This is a genomic window from Pseudolysinimonas sp. (assembly GCF_057350545.1).
This window is the reverse complement of the sequence record NZ_JBMRCP010000047.1, coordinates 13,333-30,422: the sequence shown is the minus strand read 5'-3', so window position 1 is coordinate 30,422 and position 17,090 is coordinate 13,333. Positions and strand designations below refer to the sequence as shown.

Sequence of the window (17,090 nt, the reverse complement as noted above, 5' to 3'; positions counted from 1 at the left end):
TCCGCCGACGGGGATGCGCGCCGGGCGTAGGCTCGCGCCATGGCACGCAGATTCGCCGTCCTGGCCGTGGCGGCATCCCTCGTCCTGCTCGCCGGCTGCACGCCGACTCCGGCACCCGACCCCGACCCCGACCCCGCACCGGGTCCGGGGATCGACGAGATCGTCGCCGTCGACTTCCGTCAGTCGCAGGCAATCCAGGACTTCGACGACTCCGAGTACACGCAGGACGACCCGGCCGCGATCGCGGAGTTCCAGTCGCTGCTCGTCGAGTACGGCATCGATCCGGCGACGTGGGAGGGCGAAGACTCCGGATGCGCGGGCAACCGGGTCACCGAGGTCACCGTCCGCTACGCGGGCACCGACCTGGTGACGCAGTTCGGGGTCGACTCGTGCAGCGACGACCCGTTCGAGCAGCACGCCGACGAACTCTTCACGGGGTGGCGCGAGGAGCTCTCGGCGGGCTAGTCGTCGTCGAGCGCCTCGTCGAGCGTCTCGCCCGTCGGGTCGTCGGCGGTCGGGTCGGCGAGCTGCACGCCGCCGACGGGGATGCCGCCCCACGACAGCGCCGTCCAGCCGAGTTCGGGGGAGCCGTCGACGCCGACGATGCCGGTGTTGTCGAGGTGGTGGTCGCCCGTGAACCCCTCGCCGAGGTGGGCGACGCGCGCGCCGGTCCAGATGCGGATGGCGGCTCCGTGGCTGACGATCACGACCGTGGCGTCGGCGGGATGCGCCGCCGCGACCTCCGCGACGGAGGCGTCGAAGCGCTCGAAGAACGCGGTACCGTCGGGTCCGCCGGGCATGGCGCGACCGAGGTCGCCGTCACCCCAGGCGAACACGGTGCTCAGGTAACCCCGCACCGAGTCGTGGTCGCTCAGTCCCTCGAAGGAGCCCGCCTCGATCTCATGCGTCCCCGCGAGCTCGATCGGCTCGAGCCCGAGCGCCGCGGCGAGGGGCGCCGCGGTTTCGTGGGTGCGTCGCAGGCGCGAGACGTAGATCGCCGCGATCGACTCGTGCCCGAGAGCGCCGACGACCGCTTCGGCTTGGCGTGTGCCGAGGTCGGTCAACCCGGGGCCGGGCGCGGCGGTGTCGAGAACACCGAGGACGTTGGCCGGCGTCTGGCCGTGGCGCATGAACAGGATCCGCATGACTCGCACAGCCTAAGCGGTCGAGGTGACGGGGGAGCGTCGGGGAGCGTCGGGGTTTCGATACACCCGGCTCCGCCGGGCACTCAACCCGCGGTGCGGCCGACGTCGCGTTCGAGCTCGGCGCCCGTGCTCACGCGGTTGCCGTCGACCAGGGCGTCGGGGTCGGCCGGGGAGGGGTCGGCGGCGATCCCGGACGGCACGCGTTCGAAGTCGTAGCCCACCCCCGTGTCGGGGGAGATCTCGGATCCGGGCGTGACGATGCGATCGGCCATGTCTCGACGCTAGGCCGATGCCCGGCCCGGCGACACCGCGTTGACTAGCGGACGTCGAGCGCGTACGCGAACGTGCCGGTGCTGTCTTCGATGCTCACCCAGACGCGCTTGGCCGAGCCGTCGGGCAGGGTGCCGTCACACGAGTAGAGCGTGCCGGGGTTGATGCTCTCGATGAGCACCGGGCAGCTCACCGACGCGAGCTGACCGCTGTCGACGAGGTCGGCGCGAACGGTCTGCTGGATCTCGAGCGCCTTCGTGATCGGCGCCGTGGCACCGGTCAGGTAGGCGGCGGTGGGTGCGCCGACGACGGCGAGCGTGAGCAGGATGAGCGTCACGAGCGGTCCGGAGCCGGTCACGCGGGTACGGCGGCCGATGAGGTACACGAGCGGTCCGAGCAGGGCGAGCGCCGGGCTCGCCGGTCGGTGTCCGCGCTGCCGCAGCTTGCGAGCATCCATCACCGCCCAGATGAGCGTGAGCAGCAGCGGCACGACGAGCACACCGGCCAGGAGCGGGATGCCGGCGACGACCGGGCCGGGGGTCACATAGAAGTAGACGTAGGCGATCACCACCGCGACGACGAGGGTGAGCAGCGGCCAGAGTGCGATGAACCACGCCGACGCCGTCGAGGTGCGCTCGTCGTCGGAGTCGTAGTCGTCGGTCGCGGTCTGCAGCGCGCGGTGCGCGGCGCGCGTCGGCCCGGTGTCGACGTAGGTGTCGGCGTGGGTGGACTGCTCTTCCGCGGCTCCGGCGGTCGCGGCCTGCACGATGACGTCGTGCTCGGCGGTGCTGATGCCGTACTGCCGCTCCAGTTCGCGGGCTTCGGCGATGCGGGCGAGGGTCTCGGCCGTGTGCACCGACCCCGTGGACGTCGTGACGGTCTCGGCGCGCTGGCTGTAGGCATCCAGGTAGCCGTGGCCCTGCTGGTTCTGCGCGGCGGCCTGCTGGCCGGTCTGCTCGGCGACGGGCTGCGGGCGCGGCGGCGCGGTGGGTTTGAGGGTGGTGTGCTCGGTCCACGCGAGACCGTTCCACCAGCGCACGTGGGCGCTCGAGGCGGGGTCTTCGTACCAGCCCGCGGGGACTACGCGGATCGCCTGGTCGGTCAAAAGCCGGTCTCCTTCGGGGCAGGTCGTCGGTGTGACGAATGCGAAGGCGGGTGCAGAGCGGATGGTGCAGGGGTGCGCCCAGTCTAGGGAGTCGACCCCGGAGACTCATCACCCCGTTCGGGTGTGTTTCCCAGCTGGGGTTCAGGAATGGAGAGCGATCCGCTCAGGAACCCATGCCGAAGATGCCCCAGTTGTCGACGCGCCAGTCGATCCAGCCGTTCGAGCGCTGCAGGCTCACGCGCACGTCGAAGCTCGTGCCGTCGTCGTCGGTGGCCACGCAGGTGAACGACTGCTGCACGAGCAGCGGCGGCGTGTCGGGGCACTCGATCGTCAGGTCGGCGCCGAGCGACCGCGCGTCGTCGGCCACGGAACGTTCGGCCTCGGCCGAGAACGACGCGGGGGCGAGCTCCATCGCGAGTCCGGGCACGGCGATGACGGCGCCGGCCATGAACACTGCGAGCACGAGGTAGGTGAGCACAGGGCCGAAGCCGGTGCCGGCTTCGCGCACCGTCGCCACGAGCCGGGCGATGAGGTAGACGGGCGCGCCGAGCACCGACCACAGCCAGTGCGCGGGCCGGTGCATGCCGTGGCGGCGCAGCATCCGGTGGTCGAAGAACGAGATCACGATGCCGGCGACCCACGGCACGCCGACGACGAGCCCGACGGTGACGGGAGCGAAGGCGGCGTCGGTGCCGCTGAGCAGCACCATCATGCCGACGAGCAGCATGTAGACCGGCAGGAGCGTGAGGATCCACGCGGGCACCGTGCTCGTCGACGGCGCGTGCGCGAGGGCGCTGCGGCGCGCAGCGTAGGCGGGCTGGCCGTCGCGCGCGGGCGCCGTCTCGGGCTCGGCGGGGTAGTCGGGGATGAGGTTCGCGTCGGACTTGCTCGCGTGGGCGAAGGCGGAGCGCGGAACCGCCGTCTCGCCGAGCAGGTCTTCGTGCACCTCGTCGAGGTCGTAGCGCAGCGACTGCGGGGCGTCGTCGATGCGCGTCGCTTCGGCGTAGCGCACGGCGGCGGCCGCGGGGTCGGCGTCGCGTGAGGCGAGGGCGCCGCGCGGGCGGGCGAACGCCGGGCCGGCGCCGACGAGTTCGCGGGCACCGTCGTCGTCGGTGGCGAGTCGCTCCTGCTCGCGCAGGGCGCGTCGGCTGGGCAGATCGGCGGTCAGGCCGCCGGTGAGCCCGGTTCCGCCCGGCTCGGGCTCGATGAGCTCGGGCACCGACTCCGCCGGATAGGCGGTGTCGTCGAGGTCGGCGAGGTCGTCGGCGAACGGCAGGTCGTCGGCGAAGGCGAGGCGGGTCGGCGCGACGGCTTCTGCGCGCATCGGCTGGGGCTGCACGGTGGGCTGGCGGGCATCCGACGTGTGCTCGGTCCACGAGTGGTTGTCCCACCAGCGCAGCTGGGGCAGGCCGAGCGGATCGGGATACCACCCTGCGGGTACGCGGACGTCGTCGTCTGCCACGACTGCACGCTCCTTACGCCCCGCCACCCGGTGCTGGCCGGGATTCCCAGTCGATTCTAAGCCGTCGGCGCGGATCCGGGTACCCGGCGGGTCTACCCCGTGATGGGGGCACCGCGCACCCCGTGCTGGGGACAGGGCAGACTCGGGGGATGCCCACACCTCTCGTCGCCGCTCTCCCGGCGCCGTGGGACCCGGATGTCTTCGTCTCGGCGTTCGAGGAGTGGGCGTCAGGTCGCGGGCTGCGGCTCTATCCCGCGCAGGAGGAGGCGGTGCTCGAGCTCGTGCTCGACCGGCACCTCGTGCTCTCCACCCCGACGGGCACCGGCAAGTCGCTCGTCGCGGTCGCCGCCCATGCCGCCGCCCTCGCGCAGGGCCGTCGCTCGTTCTACACCGCCCCGCTCAAGGCGCTCGTGAGCGAGAAGTTCTTCTCCCTGGTCGACATCTTCGGGCCGGAGAACGTCGGCATGGTGACGGGCGACTCGAGCGTCAACCCCGACGCACCGATCATCTGCTGCACCGCCGAGATCCTGGCGAACCTCGCGCTGCGCCACGGTGCCGACGCCGGGTCGAACGCGACCGGCGGGGCCGTCGTCATCGCCGACGAGTTCCACTTCTACGCTGACCCGCAGCGCGGCTGGGCGTGGCAGGTGCCGCTGCTCATCTTGAACCGCGCGCGCTTCGTGCTCATGTCGGCGACCCTCGGCGACCTCACCGACATCTCCGCCGACCTCGAGCGGCGCACCGGGGTCGAGGTGGCGCACGTGACGGGCATCGAGCGTCCCGTGCCGCTGCACTACCGGTACGTCACCACGCCCGTGCACGAGACCGTCGAATCGCTGCTCGAGGAGCGTCTCGCCCCCGCCTACATCGTGCACTTCGCGCAAGCTGCCGCCGTCGAGCGCGCGCAGGCGCTGTTGTCCGCCCGGGTGGCGTCCCGGGAGCACCGTGACCGCATCGCGGAGGAGATCGGCGGTTTCCGGTTCTCGGCGGGCTTCGGCGCCACCCTGAGCAAGTTGGTGCGCGCGGGCATCGGCGTGCATCACGCCGGGATGCTGCCGAAGTACCGGCGTCTCGTCGAACAGCTCGCACAGCGCGGGCTGCTGCGGGTGATCTGCGGCACCGACACGCTGGGCGTCGGCATCAACGTGCCGATCCGCACGGTGCTGCTGACGGCGCTCACGAAGTTCGACGGCACGAAGATGCGGCAGCTGAGCGCGCGGGAGTTCCACCAGATCGCCGGCCGCGCCGGTCGTGCGGGGTTCGACACCGCGGGCGAGGTGGTCGCCGAGGCGCCCGAGCACGAGATCGAGAACGCGATCGCGGCGGCGAAGGCCGAGGCGCGCGGCAAGAAGCAGGGTCCGAAGAAGCGCGCCCCCGAGGGCTTCGTCTCGTGGGGGCCTGCGTCGTTCGAGCGGCTCATCGCCGCCGAGCCCGAGGTGCTGCAGTCGTCGATGCAGATCACCGCCGCGATGATCATCAACGTCGTGGGCCGCGAGGGCGGGGATCCGTTCCAGGATGTGCGCGCCCTCGTCTTCGACAACCACGAGCCGATCGCCCGGCAGCGCGAACTCGCCCGGCGGGCGCTCGGCATCTATCGCACGCTCAAAGCCGCCGACGTGATCGAGGTGGTCGACACCCCGCAGGGGCGGGTGCCGCGCCTCACCGTCGACCTGCAGCCGAACTTCGCGCTCAACCAGCCGCTGTCGCCGTTCGCGCTCGCCGCGTTCGAGCTGCTCGACCCCGAACAGCCGACCTACGCCCTGGACATGATCAGCGTGCTCGAGTCGACGCTCGACGATCCGCGGCCGATCCTGTCGCAGCAGCAGTTCAAGGCGCGCGGCGAGGCCGTCGCGGCGATGAAGGCCGACGGGATCGAGTACGACGAGCGCATGGAGCTGCTCGATGCGGTCACCTGGCCCAAGCCGCTCGACGACCTGCTCGCGCAGTCCTTCGAAGTCTTCGCGACATCCCAGCCCTGGGTGCGGGACTTCGAGCTGTCACCGAAGTCGGTCGTGCGCGACTTGTGGGAGCGCGCGATGTCGTTCTCCGACTACGTCGCGTTCTACCAGCTCGGCCGTAGCGAGGGTCTCGTGCTGCGCTACCTCTCCGACGCGTACCGCGCGGCGCGGCAGACGATCCCCGACGAGGCGAAGACCGAGGAGCTGCACGACCTCATCGAGTGGCTCGGTGAGCTCGTGCGGCAGGTCGACTCGAGCCTGCTCGACGAGTGGGCGGCGCTGCAGAATCCGGCGATCATCGAGGGCGAGAAGCCCGTCCTGCCGCCTCCGCCGACGTCGGTCGTCACCAACCGTCGTGCGTTCCTCGTTCTCGTGCGCAACGCCCTGTGGCGGCGCGTGCAACTCGCGGCACTGCAGCGCGACGACGAGCTGCTCGCGCTCGACCCGGGGGTGCCGTGGATGGCGGCCCTCGACGACTACTACGCCGAGCACGATGCGATCGGCACGGGTCCCGACGCGCGGTCGGCCGCGCGTCTCGTGATCCACGAGGAGCCGGAGCGCTGGGTCGTGCGGCAGATCCTCGACGACCCGGCGGGGCATCACGACTGGGGCATCACCGCGGAGGTCGATCTGGAGGCATCCGCCGAGGAGGGCGTCGCCGTCGTGCGCGTGCTCTCGGTGGGTCGTCTCGACTGACCGGAGGTGGGCGGCGCCGGGCGCAGACGTTCGCGTCGGCCGGCCTCGGAGTGTCGACCGCGCAGCGGCGTCGCCGACGCCCGCCGCGAGGGGGAGGCGTCCGCGTGGTCGCAGCCGATGCCGAGGCAGTGCGCACCGGCGGTGTCGGCGACCATCAGCGCTCGTCCCTCACGACTCGTCCCTCACAACTCGTCCCTCACAACTGGTCCCTCACGTCTCGTCCCTCACAACTCGTCGTCGTCGGCGTAGGTCGGGCGCACACGATGGGCCCGCGCGAGTTCGCGATCGACCTCGGGATGGGACTGGCGGGCGTCGCGCACGGCGTCGACGATCCAGGTGACGGCGGGGATGATGCTCACGAGTGCCGCGAGACCGCCGAGCGCCGCGAAGGTGATCGCCACGACGGGGATGCCGTTGTTGCACGGTCCCTGCCCGCACCCGTCGGCGATGCTGACATCGACGACCGCGAAGCTGATCGCTGCGACGAGGATCGCGCCTAGCGCGACGACGCCCAGCACTCGCGGCGAGTGCATCCTGATCCGACCCTTCGTCTGCCGCGACCCCCCGATCGCGTTGACCCGACACTAGGAGCGCCCGGGGGCGCCGTACATTCCCCGATTCGGGGGCTCCCCGTCCGGGTCGCACCCTCCCGGGTACCGCTCGGAATGGGGCGGTGCCGGCCCCGGCGGCACCGCGGGGGAGCAGACTGTGCGCATGGACGCCGTGCTCGCCCTCGGCAGCGGACTCGCCGCAGGATCGGTGCTGCTCGTCGGCGCCGCCCTCGCGTGGTTCGTCCGCGTGCCCACCGGGGTCGTGGCGGGCATCCTCGCCTTCGGTGCGGGCGTGCTCATCTCGGCGCTCGCGTTCGAGCTCGTCGCCGAGGCGCACCGGGTCGGCGGTTTGTGGCCGACCGTCGTCGGGTTCGCGGCGGGCGCCGTGCTCTATGTCGGAGCCGACTGGCTCGTGGACACCCGCGGACGCCGTCGGGGTGACGACGAGAAGCCGTCGGGTCGTGCGCTGCTGATCGGGGCCCTCGTCGACGGCATCCCGGAGTCGGTTGTGCTCGGCACCTCCGTCGTCGCGACCGGCGGGCTGAGTCTGCCGATCGTGCTCGCGATCGCGATCTCCAACCTTCCCGAGGGGCTGTCGAGCTCGGCGCAGATGAAGGATGCCGGACGTCGCGCGGGGTACGTCTTCGGCGTGTGGGGCTCCGTCGTGGCCGTCTCGGGCGTCGCGGCTCTGCTGGGTTTCCTGCTGCTGCGGGATGCCCCACCCGAACTCACGGCGGTCATCACGACGATCGCCGCGGGCGGCATCCTCGCGATGGTGTGCAATTCGATGATTCCCGTCGCGTTCCAAGGCGGCCGCGCGCTCACCGGGCTGCTCGCGACGCTCGGCTTCCTCGCGGCGTTCACGATCTCCCACCTCGGGTGAACGGACGGAGAACAGCGGGTAACGAGATGATCCGCGGTGTGTGAGACTTGCCCGCGGTGGACCTCACACTTCTGGTCGTTCTCGTCATCGGCCTCGCGCTCCTGTTCGACTTCACGAACGGTTTTCACGACACGGCAAACGCCATGGCGACCCCCATCGCGACGGGCGCTCTGACGCCGCGCATCGCGGTCGGCCTCGCCGCCGTGCTCAACCTCGTCGGCGCGTTCCTCAGCACCGAGGTGGCCCGCACGATCTCCGGAGGTCTGATCCGCGAGAGCAGCGGCAACGGGGATGCCGGCGTACAGATCACGCCCGAGCTCATCCTCGCGGGCCTCATCGGCGCGATCGTCTGGAATCTCCTCACCTGGCTGCTCGGCCTGCCGTCGTCGTCGAGCCACGCGCTCTTCGGCGGGCTGATCGGCGCGGCGATCGTCGGCGCCGGCTTCCAGGCGATCGACGGGGCGGTGCTCGTGTCGAAGATCCTGATCCCCGCGGTGCTCGCGCCCGTCACGGCGATGACGATCGCGTTCCTCGCGACGAAGATCGCCTACGCCGTCGTCAAGAAGGCCCAGCGCGACGGCTTCAAGCGGGGCCAGATCTTCACCTCGAGCCTCGTCTCGCTCGCGCACGGCACCAACGACGCGCAGAAGACGATGGGCGTCATCACCCTCACGCTCATCGCGGCGGGGTTCCTCGACGTCAACGCGCATCCGCCGTTCTGGGTGATCACGGCGTGCGCCATCGCGATCGCCGCGGGCACCTACGCGGGCGGCTGGCGCATCATCAAGACCCTCGGCAAAGACCTCACGACCGACATCGAGCCCGCGCAGGGCTTCTCCGCCGAGGCATCGACGACGGCGACGATCCTCTCCTCGAGCTACCTCGGCTTCGCCCTCTCGACCACCCAGGTCGCGTCGGGGTCTGTCATCGGCACCGGCATGGGCCGCAAGGGCGCGAAGGTCAAGTGGGGCACCGCCGGCAAGATCGCGATCGGGTGGCTCATCACGATCCCGGCATCCGGGATCCTCGCAGCGCTCGCCGCCCTGCTCGCCGGTGCCGGCGTCTGGGGCATCTGGCTGGATGTCGGGCTCGCCGTGGTCGCGATCACCGTGATCTACCTGTGGTCGCGTCGCAATCGCGTCACACACCGCACGTTCCACCAGCCGCAACCGGGACAGTTCGTGCGCCCGAAGAAGAAGAAGTCGTCCTCGGGAGGTGCGAGGTGACGATCAACTGGCTCGCCTTCGTGGTCGTCGTCGTGGCGTCGCTCGTCGCGGCGTGCGGCGTCGTCATCCTGTTCTCGCTCGCCCTGCGTCTCGGATCGGGCGACGCCCCGTGGCGACGCCTCGTGTCGGTCGCGCTCTACGTCGTGTGCGGGTTGATCGTCCTCTTCGGCATCTATCTGATCGTGCCGTTCTTCCACTGACGCGACGGCCCGCGCCCCCGTAGGCTCAGAGCATGCAGGGAACCAACGGACCCGAGCAGGCCACGAGCATCCTCAAGGGCGAGGGTCCGACTCGAACCGAGAAGGATTCGCTGGGATCGATGGAGATCCCGGCCGACGCCTACTGGGGCATCCACACCGGCCGCGCTCTCATCAACTTCCCGATCTCGCGCCGCGCCATCTGGAACTATCCCGGCCTCGTGCGCGCCCTCGCCCGTGTGAAGCAGGCGGCGGCCCGGGCGAACAAGCAGATCGGGGTGCTCGAGCCGGCGAAGGCCGACCTCATCGACGCGGCGTGCGAGCGCATCGTGGCGGGGGAGTTCCACGACCAGTTCGTCGTCGGGGTGATCCAGGGCGGTGCGGGCACGAGCACCAACATGAACACCAACGAGGTGATCGCGAACATCGCCCTCGAGATGCTGGGCCACCCGCGCGGCGCCTACGAGCACCTGCATCCGATCGACGACGTCAACCGCTCGCAGTCGACGAACGACGTCTATCCGACGGCGATCAAGTTGGCGATGGTGTTCGGTATCGATCGGCTGCTCGAGGAGCACAAGCTCCTCACGGAGGCGTTCGCCGCGAAGGGGCGCGAGTTCGCGAACATCCTCAAGGTCGGCCGCACCCAGCTGCAGGACGCTGTGCCGATGACCCTCGGCCAGGAGTTCAGCGGCTTCGCGCACACCCTCACCGAGGACTACGACCGTCTCTCCGAGGTCATCCCGTGGCTCAACGAGATCAACATGGGCGCGACCGCCATCGGCACCGGCATCACCGCCGATCCGCGCTACGCCGAAGCGGTGCGCCACCACCTGGAAGACGTGACCGGCATCCCGCAGCAGACGTCGCCGGACCTCATCGAGGCCACGTCCGACGCCGGCATCTTCATGACCACCTCCGGCACGCTCAAACGCGCCGCCGTGAAGCTCTCCAAGATCTGCAACGACCTGCGGCTGCTCTCGTCGGGTCCGCAGGCCGGCATCGGGGAGATCTTCCTGCCGGCCCGCCAGGCGGGATCGTCGATCATGCCGGGCAAGGTCAACCCGGTCATCCCCGAGGTGGTGAACCAGGTCGCGTTCAGCATCATCGGCGCGGATGCCACGGTCACCGCCGCCGCGGAGGCCGGCCAACTGCAGCTCAACGCGTTCGAACCGGTGATCGCCCACAGCATCCTGCAGTCGCTCACGTGGCTGACGAACGCCTGCAAGACCCTGCGCATCAACTGCGTCGACGGCATCGAAGCCAACATCGAACGGTTGGAGGAGCAGGTCGGCATGAGTGTCGGCGTCGTCACGGCCCTCACCCCCTACATCGGCTACGCGGCCGCGGCGACCCTCGCCCACACGGCGCTCACGACGCACGCGTCGATCGCCGAGCTCGTGCTCGAGCAGGGACTCATGACGGCCGAGGAGGTGCGCCGGGTGCTGTCGCCCGAGCGGCTCTCGGGGATGGTGCCGCCCACGGGCGACAGCACGCTGCCGACGAACGTGCCCACCTCATGAAGCCCACCGCGTGAGTCCCGGGCTCGCCGACGCCCCACCCCATGCGGGCTCGGGCTGGAAGCTCGTGCCCGCGGCAGGGGTCGCGCTGTCGGCGTTCGTGCTCTTCGCGCTGCACGAGACGCCGATCCAGCACGTCGTGGGCGTTCCGCTGCTCGCGTTCTCGCTCGTCGCGGCGATGCTGCTCGACCGTGAGCTCGGCAAGGATCTCGCGCTCGTCGGCATCGGCATCGGCGTCGTCGCCACCACGAGCGTCGAGGCCGACGTCTCGTGGGGCAGCTTCCTCCGCATCGGCATCGTGCTCGGGCTCGCGGTGCTGCTGCCGTTCGTCGTCGACCGTTTCATCTACCGCCGCCGGGTGATCCGCTTCCCGTGGCGGTCGCGGGAGAAGAAGACCCCGCTCGAGATCGGCTACCTCGTCGCGGTGCCGCTGCTGGGCTACCTGATCCTGCCGTTCTACTTCATCCGCTCGGGCGCGTACCTCAACTGGCCGCCGCTCGAGGATGGCGGTGAAGTGGCGAGATTCTTCGTCGGGGTCAACGCCGTCGGCACCTGGGATGAGCTGTTCTTCATCTGCACGGTGCTCGTGCTGCTGCGTCGGCACTTCCCGTTCTGGACGGCGAACGTGCTCACGATGGTGATCTTCGTGTCGTTCCTGTGGGAGCTGGGGTACCGCGCGTGGGGGCCGCTGCTCACGATCCCGTTCGCCCTGCTGCAGGGCTACCTGTTCGCGAAGACGAGGTCGCTCGGCTACGTGCTCGCGGTACACCTGCTGTTCGATGCGCTCGTCTTCCTGGCGATCGTGCACGCCCGCAATCCGGAGTGGGCGCCGATCTTCTTCCTGTACTGAGTTGCGCCCGGGATTGAGTTGCTCCCGGGCCACGAGTCAGCCCTCCCAGCGCACCTCGTCGGGGCTCTTGTCGGCGCGCCAGCCGCGCCAGGTCGGCGCTCGCAGCCGGCCGTCGGAGGTGCGCTCCGCGTAGCCGACCTCGCCGACGAGGCTGGGCGTCACCCAGTGGGCCTCGCGGGCGTCCGCACCCGGCACTCCGATGAGCGGGCTCGTCTGCCGGGCGAGTCGATCGAGGCGGGCGCGCAGCTCGGTGAGCTCGCGATCGGTGAACCCGCTGCCGACCCGGCCGACGTACCGCAGCCGGTCCCCGTCGGGCACGCCGAGCAGCAGAGACCCCACGGTGTCGGCGCGTGCGCCGTTGCCCGGACGCCAGCCGGCGACCACGACCTCCTGCGTGAGCGTGTGCTTGAGCTTGAGCCAGTCGCGCGAGCGCCGACCGAGTCGATAGGGGCTGTCGATCCGCTTCGCCATGACGCCCTCGAGTCCGAGCTCGCGGCTCGTCGTGATCGCCGCGGCGAGGTCGCCGCCGGCATCCGGGGGCACGCGCACGACGTCGGTGTCGCGCACCGCCTCCCGGAGTGCGGCGCGGCGCTCGGAGTAGGGGAGGCCGGCGAGGGAGCGGCCTCCGAGCTCGAGCACGTCGAAGGCGAAGAACTCGACACCCTGCCGCTTCCGGACCCGCTCGACCTCGCGCGGGTTCGTGATGCCCGACCGGGTCTGCAGGCGCTGGAAGCTCGGCCGACCACGCTCGTCGAGCGCGACGATCTCGCCGTCGAGGACGGCATCCCCGTCGACTGCGTCGACGATCCGCTGGAGCTCGGGGTAGGTGGCCGCGAAGTCGAGGCCGTTCCGTGAGCGCAGGTCGAGCACGCCGTCGCGCACCGTCGCGAGCGCGCGGTAGCCGTCCCATTTGAGCTCGTACACCCAGCCGTCGCCCCCGGCGAACGCGTCGTCGGCGAGCGTCGCGAGCATCGGATGCACGGTGCCCGACGCGTTCGTGCGGCCACCGACGACGGTCTTGCCGCGCTTGAGCCCCTTGCGCGGTTCGGCGCCGACGCGCTTCCACGATCCCGACGCCGAACGGGCCTTCGAGGCGGCGATGCTCTCCGGGTCGTCCCAGTCGACCGGTTGCTGATCCTTCATGTAGTGCAGCAGCCAGTTCTTGCCCGGCTTCTTATCGGAGCCGCCCCCGGAGTCGGTCTGGATCAGGGCCAGCCGCGACGAGCCGTGCTTCTCGCCGTGGATCGTGAAGATGACCTCGTCGTCGCGCCACTTCTCGAGGTCGTACGACCCGCGATCCCAGATGGTGACCTTCCCCGCGCCGTACTCGCCTTTCGGGATCTCGCCCTCGAACTGCCCGTACTCGAGAGGGTGATCTTCGGTGTGCACCGCGAGGTGGTTCTTTCCGGCCTGCGTGGGCACGCCCTTCGGCACCGCCCACGAGACGAGAACCCCGTCGCGTTCGAGGCGGAAGTCGTAGTGCAGCGCCGTCGCGTGATGCTCCTGGATGACGAACGAATTGCCGGTGGGGCGGATCCCCGTGCCCGCCGCTTCGCCGCCCATCGGCTCGGGGGTCTTCGACCCGTCACGCATCGAGCGGTACTCGGCGAGGGCTTCCTCCGTCTCGCGGGAGTGCCAGATCTCGCGCTCGAGTTCGGCCGCGGGGTCGCCCGTCGTCGCCACGCGGTCGAGCACCTCGTGCAGCTCGAGCTGCCGCAGACCGGGGGAGAGCAGCTCCTCCCAGGTGCGGGGCGCGGCGACGGTGGGCCGCATCCGACCGCGCAGCGAGTAGGGCACGATCGTCGTCTTGTTGCCGTTGTTCTGGCTCCAGTCGAGCAGCACCTTGCCCGCGCGCAGCGTCTTCTTCATGTCGCTGACGACGAGGTCGGGATGATCGGCCTCGAGCAGCCGTGCGAGCTCGTGCGCGACCTCGGAGATCTGGTCGCTCGTCTGCTCGCCGTCGAGCGGCGCGTACAGGTGGATGCCTTTCGAGCCCGACGTCACCGGGAAGGCCTCGAGCCCCATCCCGTCGAGGATGCCGCGCACGAGCTTCGCGACCTCGACGCACTCCTCGAGCCCCGCGCCCTCACCGGGGTCGAGGTCGAGCACGAGACGGTCGGGGTTCTGCCGGGCGCCGGCCTTGCCGGACCGCCACTGCGGCACGTGCAGTTCGAGGCTCGCCTGCTGCGCGAGCCAGACGAGCGTCGCCAGGTCGTTCACGAGCGGGTAGGTGTTGACGTGGTCGGAGTGCTGGATGTCGCGGCGCGGGATCCACGACGGTGCCGAGGTCGGCAGGTTCTTCTCGAAGAAGACGGAGCCCGGCTTCGCGTCGGTGCCGACACCCTCCACCCAGCGCTTGCGGGTGACCGGCCGGTTGCGGGCATGCGGGATGAGCACGTCGGCGACGCGCGAGTAGTAGTCGAGCACCTCCGCCTTCGTCGTGCCCGTCTCCGGGTAGAGCACCTTCTCGAGGTTGGTGAGCTTCACGCGGTGTCCGGCGACGGTGACGACCTGCTCGGTCTTCGCTGCCATGTGCTCAAGCTACTGAGTTCGCAAGAGTGTCGAGAATCCCTTGCGAGCCGAGGAAGATGGGTCCATGCGCTCCATCTGGAAGGGCTCGCTCAGCTTCGGGCTCGTCAACGTGCCCGTGAAGCTCTACTCCGCGACCGAAGACCACGACGCCGCCCTGCACCAGGTGCACGAGAAGGACGGCGGGCGCATCCGCTACAAGCGCGTGTGCGAGATCGACGGCAAGGAGGTGCCGTACGAGGAGATCGCGAAGGCGTACGTCGACGGCGACCAGACCGTCATCCTCACCGACGACGACTTCGCCGCCCTTCCGGTCGAGCGCAGCAAAGACATCGACGTCGTCGAGTTCGTGCCGACCGACCAGATCGACCCGATCATGCTCGGCAAGGCGTACTTCCTCTCGCCCGACTCGAAGTCGAACAAGGCGTACGTGCTGCTGCGACGCACTCTCGAAGACTCCGACCGCACCGCGATCGTGAAGTTCGCCCTGCGCCAGAAGACCCGCCTCGCCGTGTTGCGGGTGCGCGACGACATCCTCGTGCTCCAGTCGCTGCTCTGGGAGGACGAGGTGCGCGAGGCCCGATTCCCCGAGCTCGACGAGACGCCGCGCATCTCCGCCGACGAGCTCAAGATGGGCCGCGCCCTCGTCGACTCGTTCGCGAGCGACTTCACGCCCGAGAAGTTCACCGACGACTACCAGGAGCAGCTGAAGACCCTCATCGAGGCGAAGCTCGATGCCGGTGACGCCTATGACACCGAGGCGACCTTCGGGCGCGAGACCGAGGAGGGCGGCGAGGTGCTCGACCTGATGGAGGCGCTGCGTCGCTCGGTGGAGTCGAAGCGCGGCTCCGGGGATTCCGAGAAGGGTTCGGGCGGCACCTCGTCGACCCAGAAGGCCCCCGCGAAGAAGCCCGCCGCCAAGAAGCCGGCCGCCAAGAAGAAGGCGTCGTGAGAGCCGTCGCCGCGCTCGCCGCGGGCGGGCTGCTGCTCGCGCTCACCGGCTGCTCTCCGTCGGGCGACCCGCTCGCGCTGTGCGCCCAGCAGATGGATGCCGACCTCGCGTCGTCCGCGGACGCGTCGGCGACCGAGTGGCAGGGCGGCCAGGTCGAAGGGGAGGAGCGCGTCTACGAGTACACCGCGACTCTCACGCTCGGCGACGTCGAGGTCGCGATCTCCTGCCAGGTCGCCGCGACGCCCGACGGCTTCTTCCTGCAGGACTACGACGCCGACACTCCCGCGGGTTGAGTGCCGCGGCGCCGCGCGGTGTATCGAAACCCCGGTACGACGATCAGCGGTTTCGATACACCCGGCTGCGCCGGGCACTCAACCCGCGAGGGTTCCTACGCGCCGCCGAACCGCTCGGTGCGGATGGTGCCGGGCTGGTGGCCGAGCTCGACGAGCCAGTCGGCGACGGCCTCGACGAACGGCGTCGGGCCGCACACGTAGGTGCGCTCGAGCGATCCGATGTCGGGCATGTGCGCGAGCAACCGCTCGCGGGTGAGGCGTCCGGTCGGCGACCCGTCGGGGGACTCCCGTGTGTAGACCGTCTCGACGGGCAGCCCGGCGGCGGCGAAGGCGGCGAGCTCGGGCGCGAAGAACTGGTCGGCCGCACGTCGGACGCTCGACAGCATCCGGAAGTCGCCCGCGCGCCCCGCGTCGGTCGCGGCCTGCGCGATCGCGATGAGCGGCACGATGCCGGAGCCGCCGCCGATGAGCTGCACGGGGCCGGTCGTCGCCCCGAAACCCTGCGGGCGCCACACGAAGTAGGCGCCCAGCGGGCCGTGCACCTCGAGCTGGTCGCCCGGCCGCAGTTCCCGCGTGAGGAACGGCGACACCTCGCCCGCGGGGATCTCGTCGATGCCGAGCACGACGCGCTCGCCGGGGCCGTAGGAGGCGATCGAGTACGAGCGGCTCGCCTGGTAGCCGTCGGGCGCGGTGAGGCGGATGTCGAGGTGCGATCCGGCGTCGTTGCCCGGCCAGCCCGGCACGTCGAGCAGGATGCGGCGGGCGGTCGCGGTCTCCGGCAGCACCTCGGCGACGGTGGCGGCGAGCCACTGCGGCCGGATGCGTGTCACCAGGCTGTGCCCCCTACCAATACCTCTCCTCGGTCCAGGGGTCGCCGTGCATGTGGTACCCGTTCTGCTCCCAGAATCCGGGCTCGTCGTCGTTCATCATGACGAGGCCGCGCAGCCATTTGGCGCTCTTCCAGAAGTACAGTGCGGGCACGAGCAGCCGCGCCGGTCCGCCGTGCTCGGGATCGAGCGGCTCGCCGTCGGCCTCGGTCGCGATCCACGCCTGCCCGTCGAGCAGCTCGTCGAGGGCGACGTTGGTCGTGTAGCCGCCGTAGCTGTGCGCCATGACGTAGTCGGCACTCGTCTCGACGTTCTCGAACACCTTGTCGAGGCTCACCCCCCGCCAGGGCATGTCGAGTTTCGTCCAGTGGGTGACGCAGTGGATGTCGACGGTGATGTCGTCGACGCCGAGGGCGAGAAGCTCGTCCCAGGTCCACTGGTGGAGCTGCCCCGTCTCGGTGCGGATGCTGAACGACCAGTCGGCCGTGTCGAGCTCGGGCGTGGGACCGGCGGACAGCACGGGCCAATCCGCGACGAGGGACTGCCCGGGAGGCAGGCGGGGGTCGCGCTCGCGCCCCGCGCCGGTGAAGCCGCGCGTGATGAACGACATGCGCTCACGCTACTCG

The 17,090-nt window shown here is 70.4% G+C and carries 17 protein-coding genes; 9 read left to right on the top strand and 8 right to left on the bottom strand.

The features are described 5' to 3' along the window. Nucleotides 1–39 precede the first annotated feature (39 nt). Nucleotides 40–465: a hypothetical protein gene (locus ACO1X9_RS06675; RefSeq protein ID WP_486350037.1), complete on the top strand. Its 426-nt coding sequence runs from the start codon at nt 40–42 to the stop codon at nt 463–465. Here the strand turns inward: ACO1X9_RS06675 and ACO1X9_RS06670 are convergent. From ACO1X9_RS06670 to ACO1X9_RS06655, 4 genes are all read right to left on the bottom strand, one after another. After that, nucleotides 462–1,145, bottom strand: coding sequence for a histidine phosphatase family protein (locus tag ACO1X9_RS06670; RefSeq protein WP_486350036.1), 684 nt, complete (start codon nt 1,143–1,145; stop codon nt 462–464). The two genes, ACO1X9_RS06675 and ACO1X9_RS06670, sit on opposite strands and share 4 nt — an antisense overlap. An 83-nt stretch (nt 1,146–1,228) precedes the next feature. Next, nucleotides 1,229–1,417: a hypothetical protein gene (locus ACO1X9_RS06665; RefSeq protein ID WP_486350035.1), complete on the bottom strand. Its 189-nt coding sequence runs from the start codon at nt 1,415–1,417 to the stop codon at nt 1,229–1,231. A 44-nt stretch (nt 1,418–1,461) separates the two neighbouring features. Then, nucleotides 1,462–2,520, bottom strand: a complete 1,059-nt coding sequence (locus ACO1X9_RS06660; protein WP_486350034.1) for a DUF2510 domain-containing protein — start codon at nt 2,518–2,520, stop codon at nt 1,462–1,464. Nucleotides 2,521–2,683: 163 nt separating this feature from the next. After that, nucleotides 2,684–3,982 carry a DUF2510 domain-containing protein gene (locus ACO1X9_RS06655; RefSeq protein ID WP_486350033.1) on the bottom strand — a complete coding sequence of 433 codons (1,299 nt, stop codon included), beginning with the start codon at nt 3,980–3,982 and terminating at the stop codon, nt 2,684–2,686. Nucleotides 3,983–4,131: 149 nt separating this feature from the next. Between ACO1X9_RS06655 and ACO1X9_RS06650 the strand changes: the two genes are divergently transcribed. Then, nucleotides 4,132–6,636, top strand: coding sequence for a DEAD/DEAH box helicase (locus ACO1X9_RS06650; RefSeq protein ID WP_486350032.1), 2,505 nt, complete (start codon nt 4,132–4,134; stop codon nt 6,634–6,636). Between the two features lie 224 nt (nt 6,637–6,860). Here the strand turns inward: ACO1X9_RS06650 and ACO1X9_RS06645 are convergent, their stop codons facing one another. Then, nucleotides 6,861–7,169, bottom strand: a complete 309-nt coding sequence (locus tag ACO1X9_RS06645; protein WP_486350031.1) for a hypothetical protein — start codon at nt 7,167–7,169, stop codon at nt 6,861–6,863. A gap of 181 nt (nt 7,170–7,350) precedes the next feature. Between ACO1X9_RS06645 and ACO1X9_RS06640 the strand changes: the two genes are divergently transcribed. The 5 genes from ACO1X9_RS06640 to ACO1X9_RS06620 are packed head-to-tail and all read left to right on the top strand — an operon-like array spanning nt 7,351 to nt 11,863. Beyond that, nucleotides 7,351–8,070, top strand: coding sequence for a ZIP family metal transporter (locus ACO1X9_RS06640; protein WP_486350030.1), 720 nt, complete (start codon nt 7,351–7,353; stop codon nt 8,068–8,070). A gap of 56 nt (nt 8,071–8,126) precedes the next feature. After that, nucleotides 8,127–9,296: an anion permease gene (locus ACO1X9_RS06635; protein WP_486350029.1), complete on the top strand. Its 1,170-nt coding sequence runs from the start codon at nt 8,127–8,129 to the stop codon at nt 9,294–9,296. Beyond that, on the top strand, nt 9,293–9,496 hold the full coding sequence (locus ACO1X9_RS06630; protein ID WP_486350028.1) for a hypothetical protein: 204 nt from the start codon (nt 9,293–9,295) through the stop codon (nt 9,494–9,496). The genes ACO1X9_RS06635 and ACO1X9_RS06630 overlap by 4 nt, the downstream gene beginning before the upstream one ends. Before the next feature lie 32 nt (nt 9,497–9,528). Beyond that, a complete protein-coding gene (locus tag ACO1X9_RS06625) occupies nt 9,529–11,016 on the top strand; it encodes an aspartate ammonia-lyase (protein ID WP_486350027.1) in 1,488 nt (495 codons plus the stop codon). A 10-nt stretch (nt 11,017–11,026) separates the two neighbouring features. Continuing rightward, on the top strand, nt 11,027–11,863 hold the full coding sequence (locus tag ACO1X9_RS06620; protein WP_486350026.1) for a CPBP family intramembrane glutamic endopeptidase: 837 nt from the start codon (nt 11,027–11,029) through the stop codon (nt 11,861–11,863). Nucleotides 11,864–11,899: 36 nt separating this feature from the next. On the opposite strand, the gene ACO1X9_RS06615 is transcribed toward ACO1X9_RS06620, so the two are convergent. Next, nucleotides 11,900–14,395: an ATP-dependent DNA ligase gene (locus ACO1X9_RS06615; RefSeq protein WP_486350025.1), complete on the bottom strand. Its 2,496-nt coding sequence runs from the start codon at nt 14,393–14,395 to the stop codon at nt 11,900–11,902. Between the two features lie 64 nt (nt 14,396–14,459). Here ACO1X9_RS06615 and ku point away from each other — a divergent pair, with 64 nt between their 5' ends. Together ku and ACO1X9_RS06605 are read left to right on the top strand one after the other, a co-directional pair. Further along, complete coding sequence (gene ku, locus ACO1X9_RS06610) at nt 14,460–15,344, top strand: non-homologous end joining protein Ku (protein ID WP_486350024.1); 885 nt, start codon at nt 14,460–14,462, stop codon at nt 15,342–15,344. Beyond that, on the top strand, nt 15,341–15,637 hold the full coding sequence (locus ACO1X9_RS06605; protein WP_486350023.1) for a hypothetical protein: 297 nt from the start codon (nt 15,341–15,343) through the stop codon (nt 15,635–15,637). The genes ku and ACO1X9_RS06605 overlap by 4 nt, the downstream gene beginning before the upstream one ends. Before the next feature lie 95 nt (nt 15,638–15,732). On the opposite strand, the gene ACO1X9_RS06600 is transcribed toward ACO1X9_RS06605, so the two are convergent. Both ACO1X9_RS06600 and ACO1X9_RS06595 read right to left on the bottom strand, forming a co-directional pair. Next, the gene (locus ACO1X9_RS06600; protein WP_486350022.1) at nt 15,733–16,467 is read right to left on the bottom strand and encodes an FAD-binding oxidoreductase; all 735 of its coding nucleotides are present in this window, start codon (nt 16,465–16,467) and stop codon (nt 15,733–15,735) included. 13 nt (nt 16,468–16,480) lie between these two features. Next, nucleotides 16,481–17,074, bottom strand: coding sequence for a molybdopterin-dependent oxidoreductase (locus ACO1X9_RS06595; RefSeq protein ID WP_486350021.1), 594 nt, complete (start codon nt 17,072–17,074; stop codon nt 16,481–16,483). Between the last annotated feature and the right edge of the window lie 16 nt (nt 17,075–17,090).